This window comes from Streptomyces sp. NBC_00539 (assembly GCF_036346105.1).
In the GTDB taxonomy this organism is placed as follows: domain Bacteria; phylum Actinomycetota; class Actinomycetes; order Streptomycetales; family Streptomycetaceae; genus Streptomyces.
In genome coordinates, this window is sequence record NZ_CP107811.1 from 4,316,886 (window position 1) to 4,341,040 (window position 24,155).

The window sequence follows — 24,155 nt, forward strand, 5'->3', positions numbered from 1 at the left end:
CGTGGGCGAACAGTTTTCGCCCACACCGGCACCTTCCGTGCCCCCCGTACGTTCTCATTCCGGGCGCCCGCGCCCTGCGGATAGTGCGGACCTCCCGACGTGACCGCGTCCTCGCTTACGATGGCCGTTGCGGTGGGGCCCACCCTCCGTGCCCGTGTACGAACCAGTGCCAGGCCCGACCGGCAAGGAGACAAACCTCGGTGTCCGTCTTCAACAAGCTCATGCGTGCAGGCGAAGGCAAGATCCTGCGCAAACTGCACCGCATCGCGGACCAGGTCAACTCCATCGAAGAGGACTTCGTCAACCTCTCCGACGCCGAGTTGCGGGCGCTCACGGACGAGTACAAGCAGCGCTACCAGGACGGCGAGAGCCTGGACGACCTGCTGCCCGAGGCCTTCGCGACCGTTCGCGAGGCGGCCAAGCGCGTCCTCGGCCAGCGGCACTACGACGTCCAGATCATGGGCGGCGCGGCGCTGCACCTCGGTTACGTCGCCGAGATGAAGACCGGTGAGGGCAAGACCCTCGTCGGCACGCTCCCGGCGTACCTGAACGCGCTGTCCGGCAAGGGCGTCCACCTGATCACGGTGAACGACTACCTCGCCGAGCGCGACTCCGAGCTGATGGGCCGGGTGCACAAGTTCCTCGGCCTCGAAGTCGGCTGCATCCTGGCGAACATGTCGCCGGCCCAGCGCCGCGAGCAGTACAACGCCGACATCACGTACGGCACGAACAACGAGTTCGGCTTCGACTACCTGCGCGACAACATGGCGTGGTCGAAGGACGAGCTGGTGCAGCGCGGCCACAACTTCGCCGTGGTCGACGAGGTCGACTCCATCCTGGTCGACGAGGCCCGTACGCCGCTGATCATCTCCGGCCCGGCCGACCAGGCGACGAAGTGGTACGCCGACTTCGCCAAGCTCGTCACCCGCCTGACCAAGGGCGAGCCGGGCAACCCGCTCAAGGGCATCGAGGAGACCGGCGACTACGAGGTCGACGAGAAGAAGCGCACCGTCGCCATCCACGAGGCGGGCGTGGCGAAGGTCGAGGACTGGCTCGGCATCGACAACCTCTACGAGTCGGTGAACACCCCGCTCGTCGGCTACCTGAACAACGCCATCAAGGCGAAGGAACTGTTCAAGATCGACAAGGACTACGTCGTCATCGACGGCGAAGTCATGATCGTCGACGAGCACACCGGCCGCATCCTCGCCGGCCGCCGCTACAACGAGGGCATGCACCAGGCGATCGAGGCGAAGGAAGGGGTGGACATCAAGGACGAGAACCAGACGCTCGCCACGATCACCCTGCAGAACTTCTTCCGCCTCTACACCAAGCTGTCCGGTATGACCGGTACGGCCATGACCGAGGCCGCCGAGTTCCACCAGATCTACAAGCTCGGTGTCGTCCCGATCCCGACCAACCGCGCGATGGTCCGCAAGGACCAGCCCGACCTGATCTACCGGACCGAGGTCGCGAAGTTCGCCGCCGTCGTCGACGACATCGCGGAGAAGCACGAGAAGGGCCAGCCGATCCTCGTCGGCACGACGTCGGTCGAGAAGTCCGAGTACCTCTCCCGCCAGCTCTCCAAGCGCGGCATCCCGCACGAGGTGCTGAACGCGAAGCAGCACGAGCGCGAGGCCTCGATCGTCGCCCAGGCCGGCCGCCGCGGCGCGGTCACGGTCGCCACGAACATGGCCGGCCGCGGTACCGACATCAAGCTCGGCGGCAACCCCGACGACCTCGCCGAGGCGGAGCTGCGCCAGCGCGGCCTGGACCCGGAGGAGCACATCGAGGAGTGGGCGCACGCCCTTCCCGAGGCGCTCCAGCGGGCCGAGGCGGCGGTGAAGGCGGAGTTCGAGGAGGTCAAGGAGCTCGGCGGGCTGTACGTGCTGGGCACCGAGCGGCACGAGTCGCGCCGCATCGACAACCAGCTGCGCGGCCGCTCCGGCCGCCAGGGCGACCCGGGCGAGTCCCGGTTCTACCTCTCGCTGGGCGACGACCTCATGCGCCTGTTCAAGGCGCAGATGGTCGAGCGGGTCATGGCGATGGCGAACGTGCCGGACGACGTCCCGATCGAGAACAAGATGGTGACGCGCGCGATCGCGTCGGCCCAGTCGCAGGTCGAGACCCAGAACTTCGAGACGCGCAAGAACGTCCTCAAGTACGACGAGGTCCTCAACAACCAGCGCGAGGTCATCTACCGCGAGCGCCGGCGCGTCCTGGAGGGCGAGGACCTCCAGGAGCAGGTCCGCCACATGATGGACGACACCATCGACGCGTACATCGCGGCGGAGACGGTGGAGGGCTTCGCGGAGGAGTGGGACCTGGACCGGTTGTGGAGCGCCTTCCGGCAGCTGTACCCGGTGAAGGTCACCGTGGAGGAGCTGGAGGAGGCCGCGGGGGACCGGGCGGGCATCACGGCCGAGTTCATCGCGGAGTCCGTCAAGGACGACATCCACGAGCAGTACGCGGAGCGCGAGAAGGCGCTCGGCTCGGACATCATGCGCGAGCTGGAGCGGCGCGTGGTGCTGTCGGTGCTGGACCGCAAGTGGCGTGAGCACCTGTACGAGATGGACTACCTGCAGGAGGGCATCGGCCTGCGGGCGATGGCCCAGAAGGACCCGCTGGTCGAGTACCAGCGCGAGGGCTTCGACATGTTCAACGCCATGCAGGAGGGCATCAAGGAGGAGTCCGTCGGCTACCTGTTCAACCTGGAGGTTCAGGTGGAGCAGCACGTCGAGGAGCTTCCGGTACAGGACACCGTGCCGGCGCCGGCGAAGCCGGAGATCCGGGCGAAGGGACTGGACGCCCCGCAGCGGCCGGACCGGCTGCACTTCTCGGCGCCCACGGTGGACGGGGAGGGCGGGGTGGTCGAGGGCGACTTCGACGCCGACGCCGATGCGGAGGGTGACGAGGCGGGGGTCGGGATGACGCGGGCCGAGCGGAGGCGGGCGCAGAAGGCGTCCGGCGGACGGCGTCGCAAGAAGTAATTCCGCTGTCGGCTCGCCGCCGGGGCCGGACACCGTTGTACGGGTGTCCGGCCCCGGCGGCGTTTGCGGTGCGGCGCCGTTGCGGGGCTGGACTTCGGCCGGCTGGATCTGCCCGTCAGAAGCGGGGGTCGTGGATTTCGATCGCGGCGCAGCGCCAGCGGAGGTCCGGGCCCTGTTCCAGGCGGAAGGCCATGGCGCAGACGCGGTCGCCCGTGGCGATGCGGGCGAAGGCTTCGATGACGCCCGGGCCCGGGTAGAAGCGGCCGCAGTGGCGCAGCACCGGGGTGAGGCGGTCGCGGAGGGGGCCCGCCGGGGCCAGGGTGACCAGTTGCTCGTACGCGGGGCCGACCGTGAGGCCCAGGAGCGAGTGGACCGGGCGGCGGCCGCTGAGGACCGCCAGCAGGCGTTCCGCGAACCAGTCGTGCGGGCCGCGCGGACGGCGGCGGGCGCCGGGGGCCTGCGGGTCGCGGCGGCCCGGCGGGCGGGTGGTGGTCCTGGTCCTGGTCATGGCGGTCGTCCCCGAGAAGGCCGGGCCCGGTCCTCGCGGATGCCGGGCGGTCACTAGGTACGGGCAGACTCTGGTAGCCGATCGTCACGCTGCGCAACGGGGTGGACACCGGACCCGGAACGGCGGCCGGTTCACCTATCAGGGGCGCCTCTCGGGGCGCCTCCGGCGGCGGCCCGGCCGCCGGGTTCCCGGGCCGTGGCGCCGGGTGGACGCGGCCCCGGCGGGCGATCGCGCCCGAAGGGGTACAGGAGTCGTCCCCCGGTCGGACGCGCAGGGCGGCGCCCGCCGTATCCTGAGGGGGTTTTCCGACTAACGAAAGCGGCCGGCCATGCGCGTGTACGTCCCCCTGACCCTCTCCGGGCTCGCCGAGGTGTACAAGGCCGGCGAGCTGGGCCCGGCGCCGCTGCGTGCGTACGCCGTCACGCCCGGGCTGCGCGAATGGTACGTCTCCGACGACATCGAGGAGCTGGAGTACGCCGCCCTCAGCCGGGCCGCCGAGGCCTCGCTGCGGCTGCTCGCCGCCGACCCGGCCGCCCCGCGCAAGCGCGTCGTCGTGGCGGTCGACGTCGACGACAAGGCCGCCTCCGCCGTTCCCGGCCTGGACGAGGCCACCCTCGGGCAGGTCAGCCTGGCCGACCCGGTACGGCTGACCGTCGCCGCCGCCGTACACGTCGACGCCGATGACGCGCTGGCCGACGTCGAGGCGGCCGCCGGGGCCGTGGAGGCCGCCGACCGGGGGGACGACGACGCCCGCTTCACCGTGGACGGCGCCGAGGACCACGAACTGCTGTGGTTCGGCGTCCAGGAGATCCCGGGGCTGCTCCCGTGAGCCGGCCGAACGCGCACCCGCACCTCGTGTGGGACTGGAACGGCACCCTGCTGCACGACGTGGACGCCGTCCTGACCGCCACCAACGCCTCGTTCGCCGAGTTCGGCTTCGCGCCGATCACCCTGGAGACGTACCGCGAGCTGTACGTCGTCCCGGTCACGAAGTTCTACGAGCGGCTGATGGGCCGTATGCCCACGGAAGCCGAGTGGCTCGTCATGGACGAGACCTTCCACCGGCACTACTGGTCCGCGGCGGACGCCGTCGGGCTCGCCGCGGGCGCGATGGAGCTGCTCCAGGAGTGGGAGGGGGCGGGTGCCACCCAGTCCCTGCTGTCGCTCGCGCCCCACGAGAAGCTGGTGCCGCTGGTACGCACCCTCGGCATAGAGCGGCACTTCCTGCGCGTCGACGGGCGTACCGGGCCCTCGCACACCACCAAGGCGGGTCACCTCGTACGCCATCTGGCCGCGCTGGAGCCGGCAGGTGTGACCGCCGCCCGTACGGTGCTGATCGGTGACGCCGTGGACGACGCGCTCGCCGCCGCCCACGTGGGGGCGCAGGCGGTGCTGTACACGGGCGGTTCGCACAGCCGCCGCAGTCTGGAATCGGCCGGTGTCCCCGTCGTGGACACCCTCGCGGAGGCCGTGGCCACGGCCCGGGAACTGGCCGGATAACACCTTGCTCCGGGCCGCGTTCGGCGCTCTGCACGAACGCCGCCTCCCGTCGCTGTCCAGAGCGGCAAAAATGCACCCCCTGATTTGTACAGAAGCCGCTCGTGACGAGTCGGGGGTCAGGGGGGATAGCCTGGTACCCGTGATCAGCGCGATAACCATCGGGGGTCCTGATACCCCCGGCACGCGCCCGGCGCACGACCGTGCCCGGGCTTTCGCTGGTCCCCGCTTCCGGGACGTGCCGCCGATCATGGCCGATTCCCTCCCGGTGGCCTCTCTCGACGGCATAGCGTCGATCCCGAACGGACACCCCGCCTCGCGGCGCTATGTCATCCCTTCCTTCACCTACGTCACGCAATGGCGCGCGACAGGAGCCAGAGGACATGCAGACCAAGCTGGACGAAGCAAAGGCCGAGCTGCTCGCGCGGGCGGCACGGGTAGCTGAGAACAGCCCGGCCGGGGGGCTACTTCCGACTGGGTCCGACCAAGGGGAGCGGCCCGATCCGGGCACGACGCTCGCCTACCTCCAGCGGTACTACCTGCACACCGCCCCCGAGGACCTGCTGGACCGGGATCCGGTCGACGTGTTCGGGGCCGCGCTCTCCCACTACCGGCTGGCCGAGCAGCGCCCGCAGGGCAAGGCGATGGTGCGCGTGCACACCCCCACGGTCGAGGAGAACGGCTGGACCTCCAGCCACTCGGTCGTGGAGGTCGTCACCGACGACATGCCGTTCCTCGTGGACAGCGTCACCAACGAGCTCTCGCGCCAGGGCCGCGGCATCCACGTCGTGATCCACCCGCAGGTCGTCGTCCGCCGTGACCTGACCGGCAAGCTCATCGAGATCCTCGGCCCGGACTGCGACGCCCACGGCCCCAAGACCGCGCGCCCCCACGACTCCCTCGTCGAGTCCTGGATCCACGTCGAGATCGACCGCGAGACCGACCGCGCCGACCTCAAGCAGATCACCGGCGACCTCCAGCGCGTCCTGTCCGACGTGCGCGAGGCCGTCGAGGACTGGGAGAAGATGCGCGACGCGGCGCTGCGCATCGCCGACGAGCTGCCCAGCGAGCCGACCGCGCCCGACCTGCGCGAGTACGAGCTCGAAGAGGCCCGTGAGCTGCTGCGCTGGCTCGCCGACGACCACTTCACCTTCCTGGGCTACCGCGAGTACAACCTGGTCGACGACGACGCGCTGGCCGCCGTGCCGGGCACCGGTCTCGGCATCCTGCGCTCCGACCCGGTCCACCACGGCCAGGAGGACGCGCACCCCGTCTCGCCCTCCTTCAACCGGCTGCCGGCCGACGCGCGCGCCAAGGCCCGCGAGCACCGGCTGCTGGTGCTGACCAAGGCCAACAGCCGCGCCACCGTGCACCGTCCCTCGTACCTCGACTACGTGGGCGTCAAGAAGTTCGACGCCGACGGCAACGTCGTCGGCGAGCGCCGCTTCCTCGGCCTGTTCTCCTCCGCCGCGTACACGGAGTCGGTGCGCCGCGTTCCGGTGATCCGCCGCAGGGTCGCCGAGGTCCTCGAAGGCGCCGGGTTCTCGCCCAACAGCCACGACGGCCGCGACCTGCTCCAGATCCTGGAGACCTACCCGCGCGACGAGCTGTTCCAGACCCCGGTCGACAAGCTCCGCGAGATCGTCACCTCGGTCCTGTACCTGCAAGAACGCCGCCGGCTGCGGCTGTACCTGCGCCAGGACGAGTACGGGCGCTACTACTCGGCGCTGGTGTACCTGCCGCGCGACCGGTACACCACCGGGGTCCGGCTGCGCCTGATCGCGATCCTCCAGGAGGAGCTGAACGGCACCAGCGTCGACTTCACCGCCTGGAACACCGAGTCGATCCTCTCCCGCATCCACTTCGTCGTCCGCGTCCCGCAGGGCACGGAGCTGCCCGCACTGACCGACGCCGACGTCGAGCGCATCGAGGCCCGCCTGGTGGAGGCCGCCCGCTCCTGGGCGGACGCCTTCGGTGAGGCGCTGATCGCGGAGACCGGCGAGGAGCGCGCGGCGGAACTGCTGCGCCGCTACGGGAACTCCTTCCCCGAGGGCTACAAGGCCGACCACTCGCCGCGCTCCGCCGTGGCCGACCTGGTCCGCCTGGAGCGGCTGTCCGAGAGCGGCCGGGAGTTCGACCTCTCCCTGTACGAACCGGTCGGCGCCGGCCCCGGCGAGCGCCGCTTCAAGATCTACCGCCACGGCGAGCAGGTCTCCCTGTCCGCCGTGCTCCCGGTGCTCCAGCGCCTGGGCGTCGAGGTCACCGACGAGCGCCCGTACGAGCTGCGGTGCAGCGACCGCACCCAGGCCTGGATCTACGACTTCGGTCTGCGGCTGCCCGTCCCGTCGGGCAACGGCGAAACCCACCTCGGTGACGACGCCCGCGAGCGTTTCCAGGACGCCTTCGCGGCGGTCTGGCAGGGCCAGGCGGAGAACGACAACTTCAACTCCCTGGTACTGAGCGCCGGGCTCACCTGGCGGCAGGCCGTGGTGCTGCGCGCGTACGCCAAGTACCTGCGCCAGGCCGGCTCCACGTTCAGCCAGGACTACATGGAGGACACCCTCCGCAACAACGTCCACACCACCCGGCTGCTGGTCTCGCTCTTCGAGGCGCGGATGTCCCCGGCCCGGCAGACCGCCGGCACCGAGCTCGTCGACGCGATGCTGGAGGAGCTGGACGGAGCCCTGGACCAGGTCGCCTCGCTGGACGAGGACCGCATCCTGCGCTCCTTCCTGACCCTCATCAAGGCGACGCTGCGCACCAACTTCTTCCAGTCGAACGACGCGGGCGAGCCGCACGCGTACGTGTCGATGAAGTTCGACCCGCAGGCCATCCCGGACCTGCCGGCGCCGCGCCCGGCCTTCGAGATCTGGGTGTACTCCCCGCGCGTCGAGGGCGTCCACCTGCGCTTCGGCAAGGTCGCCCGAGGCGGCCTGCGCTGGTCCGACCGGCGTGAGGACTTCCGTACGGAGGTCCTCGGCCTGGTCAAGGCGCAGATGGTCAAGAACACCGTGATCGTGCCGGTCGGCGCGAAGGGCGGCTTCGTCGCGAAGAACCTGCCGGACCCGTCGGTGGACCGGGACGCGTGGCTCGCCGAGGGCATCGCCTCCTACAAGATCTTCATCTCGGCGCTGCTCGACATCACCGACAACATGGTCGCCGGTGAGGTCGTGCCGCCCAAGGGCGTGGTCCGCCACGACGAGGACGACACGTACCTCGTCGTCGCCGCCGACAAGGGCACCGCGACCTTCTCCGACATCGCCAACGGGGTCGCGCAGGCCTACGGTTTCTGGCTGGGCGACGCGTTCGCGTCGGGCGGCAGCGCCGGCTACGACCACAAGGGCATGGGCATCACCGCCCGCGGCGCCTGGGAGTCGGTGAAGCGGCACTTCCGCGAACTGGGCCACGACACCCAGAGCGAGGACTTCACGGTCGTCGGCGTCGGTGACATGTCGGGTGACGTCTTCGGCAACGGCATGCTGCTCTCCGAGCACATCCGCCTGGTCGCCGCCTTCGACCACCGGCACATCTTCCTCGACCCGACCCCGGACGCGGCGACCTCGTACGCCGAGCGCCGGCGCCTGTTCGACCTGCCGCGTTCCTCGTGGGCGGACTACGACACCGCGCTGCTCTCGGCGGGCGGCGGCGTCCACCCGCGTTCGGCGAAGTCCATCCCGGTCAACGCGCACGTCCGCGAGGCCCTCGGGATCGAGGCCGGCGTCACCAAGATGACCCCGGCCGACCTGATGAAGGCGATCCTGCAGGCCCCCGTGGACCTGCTGTGGAACGGCGGCATCGGTACGTACGTCAAGGCGACGGCCGAGACGCACGCCGACGTCGGCGACAAGGCCAACGACGCCATCCGCGTCAACGGCGCCGACGTGCGCGCCAAGGTCATCGGCGAGGGCGGCAACCTGGGCCTGACCCAGCTCGGCCGCATCGAGTTCGCCCGCGTCGGGGCCGGCGGCGAAGGCGGCAAGGTCAACACCGACGCCATCGACAACAGCGCCGGCGTGGACACCTCCGACCACGAGGTGAACATCAAGATCCTGCTCAACTCGGTCGTCGCGGACGGCGACATGACCGTCAAGCAGCGCAACGCGCTGCTCGCCGAGATGACCGACGAGGTCGGCGGTCTGGTGCTGCGCAACAACTACGCGCAGAACGTGGCCCTGGCCAACGCCGTCGCCCAGGCCCCCAGCCTGCTCCACGCCCAGCAGCGCTTCATGCGCCGCCTGGGCCGCGAGGGACTGCTGGACCGCGCGCTGGAGTTCCTGCCCAACGACCGGCAGATCCGCGAGCTGCTGAACAACGGCAAGGGCCTGACCCAGCCGGAGCTGGCCGTCCTGTTCGCCTACACCAAGATCACGGTGGCGGACGAGCTGATCCACACGGTGCTGCCGGACGACCCGTACCTGCGCCGCCTGCTGCACGCCTACTTCCCGGCCCCGCTGCGCGAGAAGTTCGGCGAGCAGATCGACGCGCACGCGCTGCGCCGGGAGATCATCACCACCCTCCTGGTCAACGACACCGTCAACACCGGCGGTTCGACGTTCCTGCACCGCCTGCGCGAGGAGACCGGGGCCGCCACGGAGGAGATCGTCCGGGCGCAGCTCGCGGCCCGCGAGATCTTCGGCATGGCCGAGGTCTGGGACGCGGTCGAGGCGCTGGACAACAAGGTCGCGGCCAGTGTCCAGACCCGGGTGCGGCTGCACTCGCGGCGTCTGGTCGAGCGCGGCACCCGCTGGCTGCTCAACAACCGGCCGCAGCCGCTGGAGATCACCGGGACCATCGAGCTGTTCCGCGACCGGGTGACCCAGGTCTGGGCGGAACTGCCCAAGCTGGTGCGCGGCGCCGACCTGGACTGGTACCAGTCGATCATGGACGAGCTGACCGGTGAGGGCGTGCCGCAGGAGCTGGCGGCCAAGGTGGCCGGCTTCTCGTCCGCCTTCCCGACGCTCGACATCGTCGCGATCGCCGACCGCACGGGCGTCGACCCGCTGGACGTCGCCGAGGTCTACTACGACCTCGCCGACCGTCTGGACATCACCCAGCTGATGGACCGGATCATCGAGCTGCCGCGGGCCGACCGCTGGCAGTCCATGGCCCGCGCCTCCATCCGCGAGGACCTGTTCGCGGCGCACTCGGCGCTGACCGCCGACGTACTGGCGGCCGGCGACGGCGAGGCCACTCCCGAGGAACGCTTCAAGGCGTGGGAGGAGCGCAACGCGGCGATCATCGGCCGGGCGCGGACGACCCTGGACGAGATCCGCGGGTCGGACGACTTCGACCTGGCGAACCTGTCCGTCGCGATGCGGACGATGCGTTCGCTGCTGCGCTCGCACGGCTGACGGTGGTGAACGAGCGGCCCCGGGACTCCTGTCCCGGGGCCGCTCGCTTCGTGGTGCGCGGTGCGGTGCGCGGTGGTGCGCGTCGCGTGGCGCGCGGTGCGGGCGTTCTCAGCCGGCCCGGCTGAACGCCTCGTACGCGTCGCAGACCTCGTCGGCGGGGCCGTCCATGCGCAGGACGCCCGACTCCAGCCAGATCGCCCGGTCGCAGGTCTCGCGGACCGTGCCGATGCCGTGGCTGACGAGGAAGACGGTGCCGGCGCTCTCGCGCAGCTCCTCGATGCGGTCCTGGCTGCGGCGCTGGAAGGCGGCGTCACCGGTGGCCAGCGCCTCGTCGATCATCAGGACGTCGTGGTCCTTGGCCGCGGCGATGGAGAAGCGCAGCCGTGCGCCCATGCCGGAGGAGTAGGTGCGCATGGGCAGGGAGATGAAGTCGCCCTTCTCGTTGATCCCGGAGAAGTCGACGATGTCCTGGTAGCGCTCGTGGATCTGCTGCTTGGTCATGCCCATCGCGAGGCCGCCGAGCACGACGTTGCGTTCGCCGGTCAGGTCGTTCATCAGGGCGGCGTTCACCCCGAGGAGGGACGGCTGGCCTTGTGAGTAGACGCGGCCGCGGGCCACCGGCTGGAGTCCGGCGATCGCCTTGAGCAGGGTGGACTTGCCCGAGCCGTTGGAGCCGATGAGGCCGATCGCCTCGCCCTTGTACGCGGTGAAGCTGACGCCCTTGACGGCGTGCACCTCGCGGACGCCGGGGGCGGGCTTGCGGGAGATGATCCGGCTCAGGGCGGCGGTCGCGCCGCCCTTGCGGGTGCCGGTGCCGTACACCTTGTAGACGACGTGGACGTCGTCCGCGATGACGGTGGGGACGCGGATGGCGGTGTCAGCCACGGCCGTACTCCTCCTCTGCCTTCCAGAAGAAGACGAAGCCGCCGATGCCGGCGATCAGGGCCCAGCCGACGGCGGTCAGCCAGACGTGGGGCGGAAGCGAATGCGCCGCGAAGCTGTCGATCAGTGCGAAGCGCATCAGGTCGATGTAGACGGCCGCCGGGTTGAGCTGGAGGGCCGTGGTCACCCAGTGCGGCAGGTGGTCCGACTTGAGCGTCGACTCGATGGACCACATCACGCCGGACGAGTACATCCAGGTGCGCAGGATGAACGGCATCAGCTGGCTGACGTCCGGGTTCTTGCTGCCGATGCGTGCCATGGCCATGGCACAGCCCGCGCAGAAGACGGCGGCCAGCAGCAGCACCGGCACCACCAGGAGCCAGGAGGGGGCCGGCATCTGGCCGAAGGCGAGCAGCAGGATGACCAGGGCGCCCATGGTGACCAGCAGCTGCTGGAAGAGCTGGATGACGGTCGACAGGGGCAGGGCCGCGCGGGGGAAGTGCAGGGCGCGCACCAGACCGAGGTTGCTGTGGACGGCGCGGGTGCCCGCGTTGATGGAGCTCCCGATGAAGTCCCACACGAACACGCCGGTGATCAGGAACGGGATGTAGTCCGCGACGCGGTTCCCGGCGTTCATGATCACGCCGAAGATGAAGTAGTAGACGGCCGCGTTGAGCAGCGGGGTGGCCAGGTGCCAGACCTGGCCGAGGCGGGCCGCGCTGTACGTGGCCTGCATGCGGGCGGTGGCGTACGCCGTCACGAAGTGGCGGCGCTCCCACAGCTGCGCGACGTAGCGGGGGAGGGAGGGGCGGGCGCCGCTGAGGGTCAGGCCGTGGGCGGCGGCCAGCGCTTCGGGCGTCACGGCCTGCGCCGTCGCGGGCGGCGGTGCGGTCACGGGGGGCACGGTCACGGTCACTGGGTCGCTTTCGACGGGGACTCGCCGGACTTCGGACTACCGACGGGACGGTTACGTATCGTCGTGACGCCGAGAGTAGGCGCCTCCGCGTTGAGACGCAACCGTATCGTCGTGACGGACCGGTGGCGGCGTGCGCCGTTATGCTCTGTCCCATGACCACCGAGCCCGCCGCCCCCGCCACCGAGCCCGCCGCCCCCGCCCGCCGCGCACCCGCCGGGGCCGCCCTCCTGCGCGAGGACGTGACCCGGGCGATCCGGACGGCGGTCCTGGAGGAGCTCGCCACGGTCGGTTTCGCCCGGATGTCGATCGAGGGCATCGCGCGGCGGGCGGGCGTCGGCAAGACGGCCGTCTACCGGCGCTGGAAGTCCAAGCTCCACCTCGTGCTGGACCTGGTCGGCGCCTTCGCGGCCGACGGGCTCCCGGTACCGGCGACCGGCTCGCTGTACGGGGACGTACGGGCCCTGCTGGAGGTCACGTCCCACGTGCTGCGCCACCCCGTGGCGTCGGCGGTGATCCCCGACCTCCTGGTGGAGGCCGCGCGCCACCCCGAGATCGCCGACGCGGTGCGCGGCGCCCTGCTGGAGGGCGAGCGGAGCATGGCGCAGGGGATCGTCTCCGAGGCCGTCGCGCGCGGCGAGCTGGCGGCGGGCACGGATCCGGGCCGGGCGCTGGACCTGGCGATCGGCCCGCTGTACTGGCGGCAGGTCGTGGTGCGGGACAAGGTGCCGGCGGCCTATCTGGACCAGCTGGCGCGATCGGTGGTCGCGGGCCTCAAGGCCGCCGCCGAGTAGGGGTGCGACGGCGCTGCGGCGCTACGGCGTGACGGCGCTGAGGCGCTGCGGCCGGCGGGCGGCCGCCGGGCACATGGCCCGGCGTCCCCGCGTGCGGCGGCCGGTCACTTGACCGCCCCGGCCATCACCCCCGTCACGAACTGCCGCTGGAAGGCGAAGAAGACGACCAGCGGCACCACCATCGACAAGAACGCGCCCGGCGCGAGCACGTCGATGTTGTTGCCGAACTGCCGTACCTGCTGCTGGAGCGCCACGGTGACCGGCGGATGCGCGGAGTCCGCGAACACCAGCGCCACCAGCATGTCGTTCCACACCCACAGGAACTGGAAGATGCCGAGCGAGGCGATCGCAGGACCGCCCAGCGGCAGCACCACCCGGGTGAACAGCCGCAGTTCGCCCGCACCGTCCAGCCGTGCCGCCTCCAGCAGCTCGCGCGGGATCTCCGCGAAGAAGTTGCGCAGCAGGAACACCGCGAACGGCAGCCCGAAGGCGGTGTGGAACAGCACCACCCCGGCCGTGGTCTCGAACAGCCCGATCGCGCCGAACAGTTCCGACACCGGGATCAGTGCCACCTGTACGGGAACCACCAGCAGCGCGACGACGATCAGGAACAGCCAGTCCCGGCCGGGGAACTCCAGCCAGGCGAACGCGTACCCGGCGAACGCGCCGAGCGTGACGACGAGCAGGGTCGCCGGCACGGTGATCGCGACCGTGCTCAGCAGCGAACCGGTGATCGTCTCGTTGGACAGCAGGTCGGCGTAGTTGTCGGCCGTCAGCCGCGACGGCGCGCTCAGCACCTGCCACCAGCCGCCCTTGTTCAAGTCGGTGGGCGAAAGGAACGAGGAGATGAGCAGGCCCAGCGTGGGCAGAAGCCAGAACAGGCCCGCGAGGACGAGGAACACCCTCAGTGCTCCGCCGGCCAGCCGGCCGGCCAGGGCCTGCGGTGACCAGGACCGTGGTGCGGCGCTCATCGGCGGGCCTCCCGGCGCATCCGGCGGATGTTGTAGAGCATGACCGGCACCACCAGCACCAGCAGCAGCACGGCGATGGCGCTGCCCAGCCCCTGGTCGGCGTCCGTGCCGAAGGACGTGCGGTACAGCTGGAGCGCGAGCACGTTCGCGTCGTCCTGCACCGCGCCCGGCGCGATCACGAACACCAGGTCGAAGATCTTCATCACGTTGATGACGAGGGTGACCAGCACGACCGCGAGGACGGGCGCCAGCAGCGGCACGGTGATCCGGCGGAACACCTGCCACTCGTTCGCCCCGTCCACCCGCGCCGCCTCCAGCAGCTCGCGCGGTACGGACGCCAGCCCGGCCCCGATCAGCACCATCGCGAACCCGGCCCACATCCACACGTACGCCCCGATCACCGCCGGGGTCACCAGCGTCGGACCGAGCCATTGCACGCCCGAGTACGGTTCGCGGAAGTTCGACGCGGGCAGCCGCAGCCGCGCGCCGTCGGCCTTCGCGGACAGGGTGAAGGTGCCGTCCGGGCCGGCGGTCGCGCTGTCGACCACCCGGCCGTCCTTGACCGCCTCGATCCGCATGCCCGCCAGGGCCTGCTCGGTGGGGTCGACCGTGTTCGTGCGGCCCCCGCCGCCCCGGGTGAAGTCCTGCCAGACCGTCCCGGTGACCTTGCCGGGCTCACCGACCGGGGGCCGGGCCGTACGGGTGCCCTTCGGCAGGGCGTCCGGGGCCACCCCGACCAGCGGGACGGCCACGGCCGTGCCCGCCCGTACCGGGTCACGGGTCTCGAACGCGCCGCCCGGGGCCGCCACCAGCGGGGAGTCACGGCCCGGGCGGGCCTTCGGGAAGGCCGAGGACTGCGCGAACGTGTCGTGGACCCCGACCCACACGGCGTTCGCGACACCGCGGTCGGGGTCCTGGTCGTAGACGAGCCGGAAGATGATGCCCGCCGCCAGCATCGAGATCGCCATCGGCATGAACACCAGCAGCTTGAACGCCGTCCCCCAGCGCACCCGTTCGGTGAGCACCGCGAAGATCAGCCCGAGGGCGGTGGCGGTGGCCGGGGCCAGCACCACCCACAGCGCCGTGTTCCGCAGCGCCGTGCGGATCGTGCCGTCGCGCAGTATCTCCGCGTAGTTGGCGCCGCCCACGAAGGTGTCGCCCGAGCGGTCGAAGAGGCTGCGGTAGAGCGAGTAGCCGATGGGGTGCACGACGAGCGCGCCCAGCAGGACCAGCGCGGGGAGGAGGAACGCCGCCGCTATGAGACGGCGGCGCCTGGCCTCCCCCGCCCGTGAGACGTCGGGGGCGGCCACCGGGTCAGTTCCCGAACGCCTTGGCCGCGTCCGCCTCCAGCTTCGCCTGCGTGCCCGCCACGTCCGACGGGTTCGCCAGGAAGTCCTGGAGGTCCTTCCACTCACCGGCGCCCGGCGTTCCGCCGAAGGCCGCGGGGGCCTGGTCCGACATGTCGAAGCGGAAGTCGTCGCCCGCCGCGATCAGCGCCTTGGCGATGCCCCGCTGGATGTCGTTCGGGTACGCCGCCGGGTCCACCGACTTGTTCGGCGAGATGAAACCGCCCTCGCGGGCCTGGATCTCCGCCGCGTCCGCCGAAGCCAGGAAGGTCAGCAGCGCCTGCGCGCCCTTGGAGGCCTTGAGCGCGACGGCCACGTCACCGCCCGAGACCACGGGCGCCTTGCCGCTGCCGACCGCCGGGAACGGGAAGACGAGCGCGTCCTTGCCGACCTTCGCCTCCGTCTGGGCGATGTTCACCCCCACGAAGTCACCCTCGAAGACCATCGCGGCGGCCGGCCGGTCACCACCGGTGAAGGTCTGCGTCACCGACTTCGGGAACTCCGTCGCCAGCGCCCCGCTCTGGCCGCCCGCGAGGTAGTCCTTGCGGCCGAACAGCTCCGCGAGCGTCGTCAGCGCCTGCTTGACGCTGTCGTCCGTCCACTTGATCTCGTGCTTCGCCAGCTTGTCGTACTTCTCCGGGCCGGCCTGCGACAGGTAGACGTTCTCGAACCAGTCCGTCAGGGTCCAGCCGTCCGCACCGGCCACCGACACCGCCGGGGTGCCGGACGCGGAGAGGGTGTCCGCCGCCGCGATCAGGTCCTTCCACGTCTTCGGCGGCTGCACGCCCGCCGCCTCGAACGCCTTCGCGTTGTACCAGACCAGCGACTTGTTGGCCGCCTTGTAGTACACGCCGTACTGGGTGCCGTCGACCGCGCCCAGCCTCTTCCAGCCCTGCGAGTAGTTCTTCTCCAGCTCCGCCCTGGCCTCCGGGCCCACCGGCTGCGCCCACTTGTTCTGCACCGCCGAGACCAGCGCCCCGACCTGAGGGAGCAGCGCCACGTCCGGCGGCTGGCCGCCCGCGATCTTCGTACCGAGGAAGGTGACGATCGGGTCCTGGGCCGGGACGAAGGTGACGGTGGCGCCGGTGCGCTTCTCGAACCCCCTGAGGACCTTCGTGAAGTTGGCCTGCTCCGGGCCCGTCCAGACCGCCGCGACCTCCAGCTTCTCGCCGTTCAGCTGCGGTAGCGACACCCGCGGACTCGCGGAGGCCCCGGCCGCCGGGGGGTCCTCCTCGTCACCGCCGCCGCTGCCGCACGCGGTGAGCGCGAGCGCGCCCGTCGCGAGGAGGGCCGTCCAGGCGTACGCCCTCGTACGGCGTAATCCCTGGCGCTCCCCGTTGGCTCCCGTGTGGCCGGTTCCGTGCTGCCTGCGCATGGCTCTGCCCCCGATGCCGGTGTGCTCGTGGTGTGTTGCGTGCCACAAGGTCTACGCGGAGCGGAGCGCCCCCGCAATACCGCGTCACGGGGTTGAGGGGGCCGGGTGGGGGTGTGACGCCCGGTGCGGGGCGGGCTCAGGGGGCCGCCGGGAACAGCACGGGTATCGCGGAGACCAGGTGCGACGCCCGGTCCAGGGCACTGGCCAGCAGCGCCAGGTCCGTCGGGCCGTTGCCCAGCTCACGGACGGGGCGGCGGGCCGGTGGATCACCCATCCGTTCCCACTCCACCGGGACGACGGTCGGCCTGGACGTGGCGGTCCGGGGGATCCGGCCGGTGACGCGGCCGCCCTGGAAGGGGACCGTGCGGCCGTCGCCGTAGTGGAGCAGGCCCCGGCCGGGGCCCGGCTGGTCGGGGGCGTCGAGTTCGACCCGCAGGGTGGCGAGCCGGGCCGGGTCCGTGCCGGCGGTGCGGTCGGGGCGGGCGGTCGTGGCCACCAGGTGCACCCCGAGCCGGGCGCCCTCGCGGGCCAGCCCCTCCAGGATCCGGACCACCGAACCGGCCGCGGGACGGCCCGTACTGCCGAGTCCGGGCGCGACCAGCGCGTCGAAGTCGTCCACGAGGACCACCAGGCGCGGCAGGGGCCCGGGCCCGGCGGCCACTTCGGTACGGGGGGCGGAGGCGCGCAGCCGCAGGGTCCCGGTGCGCTGGGAGTCCTCGCCGCCGATCGTGCCCGAGGAGGCACTCCGGCCTTCCTGCGGCGCGGGCCGCCGGGGCGAGACCATCAGGTCGCGGACCTCGCGACGGGCGTGCCAGTCGGCGAACGTCACGCCGTCCAGCAGCTCGTGGCGGCGCTTGAGCTCGGCGCCCAGGGCCTGGGCGAACTCCCGCATCCGCAGCGGGTCGGAGGCCACGAGGTGCGCCGAGACGTGCGGGAGCTCGGTGCAGGGCAGCAGCCCCTCGCCGCGCTCGCCGCCGGCCCCGTCGATCAGCAGGAGGCCGAGCCGGTCGGGTCGGGCCGCGGCGCACAGGGAGGCCGCGACGGAACGCAGCAGTTCGGTACGGCCGCTGCCCGGCGGCCCCTCGATGAGCAGGTGCGGGCCGTCGTGGACCAGCTCCACGCCGACGGGGCCGCGCCGGCCGGCGCCGAGCACGACCTCGGCGAGACCGCCGTCGGTCTGTCCCTGCCCGGTGGCGGCCGCCCAGCGGGCCATCAGGGAGGCGGGGGTGGCCCGGGCCAGCCCGAGCTCGTCGAGCAGGCGGGAGGTCTGGGGCAGGCTGGCGGCGGCCGGACGGTAGCCGCCCGCGGCGACCGCCTCGGCGCGCAGGGGGGCCAGGGCGCGGGCGAACCGCTCCGCCCAGGCGGCGGAGACGGCGTCGGCGACGGCGGTCTCGCCCGGGCGGACGGGCTTGCCGCCGCTGACCGGGAAGGTCCGCACGGCGGTGGCGACCTCGCCGCTGAGGACGGCGACCGCCCCGCAGGCCCGGAAGGCGGGGGTGCTCGCGCAGGCGGCCTCGTACGTCTCGGCGAGCGGGCTCGTGGGCGTGGCGGCCGGGGCCTCGGCGAGCGCGAGGAGATGGACGCCGGCGGCGGGCCCGTGGGAGGCGAGCCGGGCGGTGACCTCCCGGAGGGCTCCGGTGCCGGGGTCGCCGTCCAGGACGACGAGGGTGTACGGGCCCTCGTACGCGGAAGCGGCCCGGCGGACGGCATCGGGCCCGGCGGTGGCCCAGCCGGCGCCGAGCGGGCTGTCGTCGAGGCGCCGGGTCAGCTCGCCGGTGCGGGCGGCGGCCTGCTCGCGGTCGTGGGCCAGCAGGAGGCGGCAGTGCTGGCCGTGGGCGGGGCGGACGTGCGGGAGCCAGCCGAGCCAGCTCCAGTCCGTGGTCCGGTCCATGGCGAGCAGCACGATCTCCAGCTGCGCCGGGGAGTGGAGGGCGGCGAGCTGGGCGATCACGGAGCGGGCCACGCCGGTGAGGCGGGGGCGGGGGCCGGCGATGCCGAGCGCCCCGGCCTCGCGCAGGTCGACGCGGCTGCCGGCGCCGAGCCCTACGTCGAGGGCGCCGGGCGGGCGGGACCAGAGCCGGCCGGTGGGCCCGAGGGCGGCGAGCAGCAGCGCGGCGGGGTCGTCGGCGGCGGGCGCCGCGGCGGCCGGTGCCCCGGCCTCGACGGCCACCTCGGCGATGTCCTCCCCGCGCACCCACTTCCGCGCCCAGGCCCCGATCCCCCGCCGTCGGCCGCCGCCGGCGGCGGGCCACACCGCAGCGGGCGCCCCCTCCTCGGGGGTCCCGCCCCCGGGCCGGCCACCGGCCGCCGGGTCGGGGGCGGGGGCACCGCCCTCCCGGCCCTGCGGGGGCCGGGCCGTGCCCGGGGCTTCGGGGTGCCGGGCGTACACCGGTCCGTGCGGCGCCTGCCGGCCCGCAGCGCCGACGGGCCGGCCGGGGCCGGCCATGCCGTCCTGGGCATGCGGTGCGCCGGCCGCCCCCTGCGGGACGTGCGGTGCGCGGGGCGCCGGAGTGCCGGGGCCGCCGTCGGCGGTACCGCCGTCCGGGGCGGGGTCGGCCCACGTGGGGCCGGGTCCGCCGGCGCGGCCCTGCGGGGGCTGCGGCGCGCGGGGCGCCGGGGCCCCGAACCCGTCCGAGCCGCTGCCCGTGGCCCCGTCCCGGGGGTGCCCGGGGTGCGACGCGCGCGGCGGAGCCATGGGTCCTCGGGGGGCTGGGGCGGCCCACGCGGGGGCACCGGGGCGGGCGGTTCCCGCGTGCTGCTCGGCGGTCGGCCACGCAGGACCCGCAGAGCCGTCCTGGGCGGGCGCGGGCTGCGGCGCACCGCCGTCCGGGGTGGGGTCGGCCCATGTGGGGCCGGGTCCGCCGGCGCGGGCCTGCGGGGGCTGCGGCGCGCGGGGCGCCGGGGCCCCGAACCCGTCTGAGCCGCTGCCCGTGGCGCCGTCCCGGGGGTGCCCGGCCGGGACGCCGGGGCGGGATCCTGCTGCGGGGTCGGGGCCAGGGCCCCCGTTCCGGGAAGCGGCGGGGTGGGGGACCAGCCCCTGCGGGCCACCCCGACCCGCGCTGCCGGACGTCCCCGCGCCGTGGCCGTACCCACCGGCGCCGGAGCCCTCGTGGCGACCGGCCCCGCCGCCGCCTCCCGCGCCCGGAGCGTCGTAGCCTCCGGCCGGGCGGGCCGTTCCCGTGCCGCCGTAGGACCCGGCATCAGGTGCGGCGTGACCCGCCGGGCCGGCCGCCCCCGTACCGCCGGAGGCACCTGCGCCCCGCCCGGCGTCGGAGACCTCCGGCAGGGACAGGCGCCCCTCCATGTCCGGCGTCAGCGCCAGGAGGGACTCCGTGCCCCCCGCGGCCAGCCGCAGCGTCGATTCGCCGATGCGCAGCAGCGCCCCCGGCGGCAGCGGGACCGCCCGCGTACCCACCGGGACACCGTCCACCGTCGTGCCGTTCGTCGAGCCGAGGTCGGCCACCGTCACGCGCCCGTCCGCCAGCACCGTCACCGCGCAGTGCAGCCGCGACACGTCCGGGTCGTCCAGTGGTACGTCCGCGCCCGACGACCGCCCGATCCGGACGGCTCCCGGGTGCAGCAGGTGCACCCCGCCCGCGTCCGGCCCGGCCACCACCCGCAGCTGCGGGGCGTCCAGCCCGTCCTCGGGCAGGGCCGGCACGGCGTCCGCGACCGGCGTGTGCAGGGCCAGTACGGCCCCGTCCACCAGCGGCGGTTCGCCCAGCATCCGGCGCTGGAGGTCGAGCCGCTCGGCCCCCGCGTACAGCACGACCGTGCCCCCCGTGTCGGGGCCGCCCACGGTCGCCGCGAGCGCCGAGGCCACCGCGGCCAGGGCGGTACCGGCGGGCGCGGTGACGAGCACGTCACAGCCGGCGGGCGCGGTCGCGGTCTGGTGGCCGCTGCGCGACCCGAGGACGGTCAGCCGGATCTGCATCGCCGTCAGCGGTCCCTTCTGCGCGGAGCGCAGTGCACGGTGCGCGCGCCCGGGAAGGGGAACGGCCGGGCGAGCCCGCCCGATCACCCCCCGCCCGGCACGGACGCGTCGTCCGGTCAGGTCTGCCGGAAAGGCCGGGCTCCCGCCCCGGCCGTTCCGTACGGGTGCATCCTCGCACCTGTCACCCACAACACGCCCGGACCCCACCCATAAATGATCTTGATTGATCATCGCTCCGTGCGCTCATCGCACACATACGGTCAGCGGCCTGCCGAAAATCGCCTCCGGCATACCCCGCAAAACTCACCCTTCGCACATATGTACGGCAACCAACCCCCGCCGTCCGGCGTCTTCCCCCCGTACACCCCCTAGAGTGGGCCGGAAAAGACAGCGTCGGAATCATCCGAAACCAGACGACAGATACACGACAGCAGGGGAGCGCGAGACGTGCGGCCAGTGGGCAGCAAGTACCTGCTTGAGGAGCCCCTCGGGCGCGGCGCCACCGGTACCGTCTGGCGTGCCCGCCAGAGGGAGGCCGCCGGCGCGGAGGCGGCCGTCGCCGGGCAGCCCGGCGAGACCGTGGCCATCAAGGTCCTCAAAGAGGAGCTGGCCCAGGACCCGGACATCGTCATGCGCTTCCTGCGCGAACGCTCGGTCCTGCTGCGCCTGACGCACCCCAACATCGTCCGCACGCGCGACCTCGTCGTCGAAGGCGATCTGCTGGCCCTGGTCATGGACCTGATCGACGGTCCCGACCTGCACAAGTACATCCGCGAGAACGGTCCGTTCAGCCCCGTCGCCGCGAGCCTGCTGACCGCACAGATCGCGGACGCGCTCGCCGCCAGCCACGCCGACGGAGTCGTGCACCGGGACCTGAAGCCCGCGAACGTCCTCCTCGACGAGCGCCACGGCCAGATGAAGCCGATGCTCACGGACTTCGGCATCGCGCGCCTCGCCGACTCCCCGGGCCTGACCCGCACGCACGAGTTCGTCGGCACCCCCGCCTACGTCGCGCCCGAGTCCGCCGAGGGCCGCCCGCAGACCTCCGCCGTCGACGTCTACGGCGCCGGGATCCTGCTCTACGAACTGGTCACCGGACGGCCGCCGTTCGCCGGCGGAACCGCCCTCGAAGTGCTCCACCGCCACCTCAGCGAGGACCCGCAGCGCCCGCCGCACGTGCCCGAGGCGCTCTGGATCGTCATCGAGCGCTGCCTGCGCAAGGAGCCGGACGAGCGCCCTAGTGCCGAGAGCCTGGCGCGCGGCCTGCGCGTGGTCGCCTCCGGCATCGGCGTGCACTCCTCGCCCGCCGAGGTGGAGGCCGCGCTCGGCGTCGGCGCGCTGCTCGCGCCCGACCCCTCGCCCGCGCCCGTACCGGCGACGCCGGGTTCCGCGGACCCGACCCAGGTGCTGCCCGCGGGCGCGCCGTCCCCGATGGGCGCCTACGACCCCAACGCCATGACCAGCGTGATGCCGCCGGTCGGCGGGGGCGACGCGACGACCGTGCTGCCGAGCACCGGGGCGCCGGCCGCCGACGCGACGTCCGTCATGCCGCCGGTCGAGCGGCCGGACCAGCCGCACCCGTGGCAGTCGCAGATGCAGGCCGCCCGGGACCGCAACGAGCAGACGCAGGTGCAGTACCTCAGCCCCGACGACGACCCCCTGCGCCGCCGCCCGCAGCGGCAGGGGCCCCCGCCGCCGCAGCAGCGCCCGCAGCAGCCCCAGTACCGCCAGCAGCCCCAGCCCCAGCCGTACCAGCAGCAGCCCTACCAGCAGCAGCAGTACGCGCCGCAGCCTCCGCAGTACCAGCCGCAGCAGCAGCAACCCCAGTACCGCCAGCCCCAGCCCCAGCAGCAGCCTCCCCAGCAGCAGCCCCAGTACCGGCAGCAGCCGGTGCGGCCGCAGGCCCCGCCGCCGCAGCCGCCGGCCCCCCGGGAGCCGCGCGAGCCGCGCCGTCGCAGTGCCAACCCGGTCCGGATCCCCGGGCTGGGCTGCCTCAAGGGCTGCCTGGTGATGATCCTGCTGCTCTTCGTCGCGGGCTGGCTGGTGTGGGAGCTGACCCCGCTCCAGGAGTGGGTCGGCACCGGCAAGAGCTGGTGGGACCAGCTGTGGTCCTGGGGCTCGGACGCGGCCGACTGGATCTCCGGCATCGGCGACTCCACCCGCGGCGCCAAATCCTGATCGCCCGTCACGACCGCACTGGCGCCGACTTCGTGGATTTGTCGACTTCTGGGGCGTGATTTCGCCCGCAGAAGTGAAGGTCGCCGCGAATCGGACCCCCTACTGGCCTAAAACCCGCACCCGGCCGCGTAGCTTTGGTGCGTACGCCAGCCGCTGAGGGAGCAGTCGTGGCACGGAAGATCGGCAGCCGGTACACCGCGCACCAGATCCTGGGGCGCGGCAGCGCGGGCACGGTGTGGCTGGGCGAGGGGCCGGACGGGCCCGTCGCCGTCAAACTGCTGCGCGAGGACCTCGCCTCCGACCAGGAGCTGGTCGGACGCTTCGTCCAGGAGCGCAGCGCGCTGCTCGGCCTGGACCACCCGCACGTCGTCTCCGTCCGCGACCTCGTCGTCGACGGCGACGACCTCGCCCTCGTCATGGACCTCGTCCGCGGTACGGACCTGCGCACCCGCCTGGACCGGGAGCGGCGGCTGGCCCCCGAGGCGGCCGTGGCCATCGTCGCGGACGTCGCCGACGCCCTGGCGGCCGCCCACGCGGCGGGCGTGGTGCACCGCGACGTCAAGCCGGAGAACGTCCTGCTCGACATGCAGGGCCCGCTCGGCCCGGGCGGCGCCCACCCCGCCCTGCTGACCGACTTCGGCGTCGCCAAGCTGATCGACTCGCCGAGGCGGGCCGGGACGGGCCGCGCACCGGCCCCCAGCACCCGGATCATCGGCACGCCGGACTACCTGGCTCCGGAGATCGTCGAAGGACTGCCCCCGCGGGCGGCCGTCGACATATACGCCCTCGCCACGGTGCTGTACGAGCTGCTGGCCGGGTTCACCCCCTTCGGGGGCGGGCACCCCGGCGCGGTGCTGCGGCGGCACGTCACCGAGAGCGTGGTCCCGCTGCCCGGGATCCCCGACGAGCTGTGGCAGCTGATGGTGCAGTGCCTCGCCAAGGCTCCGGCCTCGCGACTGCGCGCCTCCGAGCTGTCGGCCCGGCTGCGGGACCTGCTGCCGCTGCTGGCCGGGATGCCGCCGCTGGACGTGGACGAGCCGGACGACGCCGAGCCGGAGCCGGCGGAGGCCGAGGAGGCCGCCCCGGCCGACCTGACGCGGCGCCGGGGCGTGGTGCCGCTGGTGCCCGGCTCGGCCACCGACTCCAACCGGGACACGCACACCTCGATGCGGGTCCCGGGACCGGACGAGCTGGCGGGGGGCGCGCTGGGCACGGCCCGGGTGCCGCGCCCGGCCGGCGGCCACCGTCCGGGCTCGGCGCGCCACCGTGCGGAAGCGGCCCGCAAGCGGCGCCTGGCGCTGACGGCCGGGGCCGTCGCCCTGGCCGTGGCGCTCGGCGTGGGGGGCTGGCTGGCCACCTCGGGCGACGAGCCCCCGCCCCAGGACAACAAGCACTCGGCGCCCCCGCGGCCGTGAG

At 73.0% G+C, this 24,155-nt stretch carries 14 protein-coding genes; 7 read left to right on the top strand and 7 right to left on the bottom strand.

All coding sequences use genetic code 11. From position 1 onward, the window contains the following. Nucleotides 1-200: 200 nt before the first annotated feature. A complete protein-coding gene (gene secA, locus OG861_RS19385) occupies nucleotides 201-2,990 on the top strand; it encodes a preprotein translocase subunit SecA (protein WP_329195671.1) in 2,790 nt (929 codons plus the stop codon). Between the two features lie 115 nt (nucleotides 2,991-3,105). Here the strand turns inward: secA and OG861_RS19390 are convergent, their stop codons facing one another. Further along, nucleotides 3,106-3,498 (bottom strand): Rv3235 family protein, encoded by a 393-nt coding sequence (locus OG861_RS19390; RefSeq protein WP_329195669.1) that lies wholly within the window; start codon nucleotides 3,496-3,498, stop codon nucleotides 3,106-3,108. A gap of 328 nt (nucleotides 3,499-3,826) precedes the next feature. Between OG861_RS19390 and OG861_RS19395 the strand changes: the two genes are divergently transcribed. The 3 genes from OG861_RS19395 to OG861_RS19405 all read left to right on the top strand — a co-directional run bounded on the left by OG861_RS19395 (nucleotide 3,827) and on the right by OG861_RS19405 (nucleotide 10,346). Continuing rightward, nucleotides 3,827-4,327 carry a DUF6912 family protein gene (locus OG861_RS19395; RefSeq protein ID WP_329195667.1) on the top strand — a complete coding sequence of 167 codons (501 nt, stop codon included), beginning with the start codon at nucleotides 3,827-3,829 and terminating at the stop codon, nucleotides 4,325-4,327. After that, nucleotides 4,324-4,998, top strand: coding sequence for an HAD family hydrolase (locus OG861_RS19400; protein WP_329195665.1), 675 nt, complete (start codon nucleotides 4,324-4,326; stop codon nucleotides 4,996-4,998). The genes OG861_RS19395 and OG861_RS19400 overlap by 4 nt, the downstream gene beginning before the upstream one ends. Before the next feature lie 380 nt (nucleotides 4,999-5,378). Further along, complete coding sequence (locus tag OG861_RS19405) at nucleotides 5,379-10,346, top strand: NAD-glutamate dehydrogenase (RefSeq protein WP_329195664.1); 4,968 nt, start codon at nucleotides 5,379-5,381, stop codon at nucleotides 10,344-10,346. Nucleotides 10,347-10,454: 108 nt separating this feature from the next. On the opposite strand, the gene OG861_RS19410 is transcribed toward OG861_RS19405, so the two are convergent. Next, on the bottom strand, nucleotides 10,455-11,231 hold the full coding sequence (locus OG861_RS19410; protein WP_329195663.1) for an ABC transporter ATP-binding protein: 777 nt from the start codon (nucleotides 11,229-11,231) through the stop codon (nucleotides 10,455-10,457). Further along, nucleotides 11,224-12,123 (bottom strand): ABC transporter permease, encoded by a 900-nt coding sequence (locus OG861_RS19415; RefSeq protein WP_329195661.1) that lies wholly within the window; start codon nucleotides 12,121-12,123, stop codon nucleotides 11,224-11,226. The genes OG861_RS19410 and OG861_RS19415 overlap by 8 nt, the downstream gene beginning before the upstream one ends. Nucleotides 12,124-12,284: 161 nt before the next feature. Here OG861_RS19415 and OG861_RS19420 point away from each other — a divergent pair, with 161 nt between their 5' ends. After that, the gene (locus OG861_RS19420; protein ID WP_329195659.1) at nucleotides 12,285-12,935 is read left to right on the top strand and encodes a TetR/AcrR family transcriptional regulator; all 651 of its coding nucleotides are present in this window, start codon (nucleotides 12,285-12,287) and stop codon (nucleotides 12,933-12,935) included. A gap of 104 nt (nucleotides 12,936-13,039) precedes the next feature. Here OG861_RS19420 and OG861_RS19425 read toward each other — a convergent pair whose 3' ends face one another. From OG861_RS19425 to OG861_RS19440, 4 genes are all read right to left on the bottom strand, one after another. After that, on the bottom strand, nucleotides 13,040-13,906 hold the full coding sequence (locus OG861_RS19425) for a carbohydrate ABC transporter permease (protein ID WP_329195657.1): 867 nt from the start codon (nucleotides 13,904-13,906) through the stop codon (nucleotides 13,040-13,042). Next, a complete protein-coding gene (locus tag OG861_RS19430) occupies nucleotides 13,903-15,216 on the bottom strand; it encodes a carbohydrate ABC transporter permease (RefSeq protein WP_329195655.1) in 1,314 nt (437 codons plus the stop codon). Before OG861_RS19430 ends, OG861_RS19425 begins: the two co-directional genes overlap by 4 nt. 4 nt (nucleotides 15,217-15,220) lie before the next feature. Then, on the bottom strand, nucleotides 15,221-16,627 hold the full coding sequence (locus OG861_RS19435) for an ABC transporter substrate-binding protein (protein WP_330261823.1): 1,407 nt from the start codon (nucleotides 16,625-16,627) through the stop codon (nucleotides 15,221-15,223). Between the two features lie 136 nt (nucleotides 16,628-16,763). Further along, nucleotides 16,764-20,561: an FHA domain-containing protein gene (locus OG861_RS19440; protein WP_329375165.1), complete on the bottom strand. Its 3,798-nt coding sequence runs from the start codon at nucleotides 20,559-20,561 to the stop codon at nucleotides 16,764-16,766. Nucleotides 20,562-21,008: 447 nt separating this feature from the next. On the opposite strand from OG861_RS19440, the gene OG861_RS19445 reads away from it, so the two are divergent. Beyond that, the gene (locus tag OG861_RS19445) at nucleotides 21,009-22,739 is read left to right on the top strand and encodes a serine/threonine-protein kinase (RefSeq protein ID WP_329195649.1); all 1,731 of its coding nucleotides are present in this window, start codon (nucleotides 21,009-21,011) and stop codon (nucleotides 22,737-22,739) included. Nucleotides 22,740-22,906: 167 nt separating this feature from the next. Continuing rightward, nucleotides 22,907-24,154, top strand: coding sequence for a serine/threonine-protein kinase (locus tag OG861_RS19450; protein ID WP_329195647.1), 1,248 nt, complete (start codon nucleotides 22,907-22,909; stop codon nucleotides 24,152-24,154). Nucleotide 24,155 lies beyond the last annotated feature (1 nt).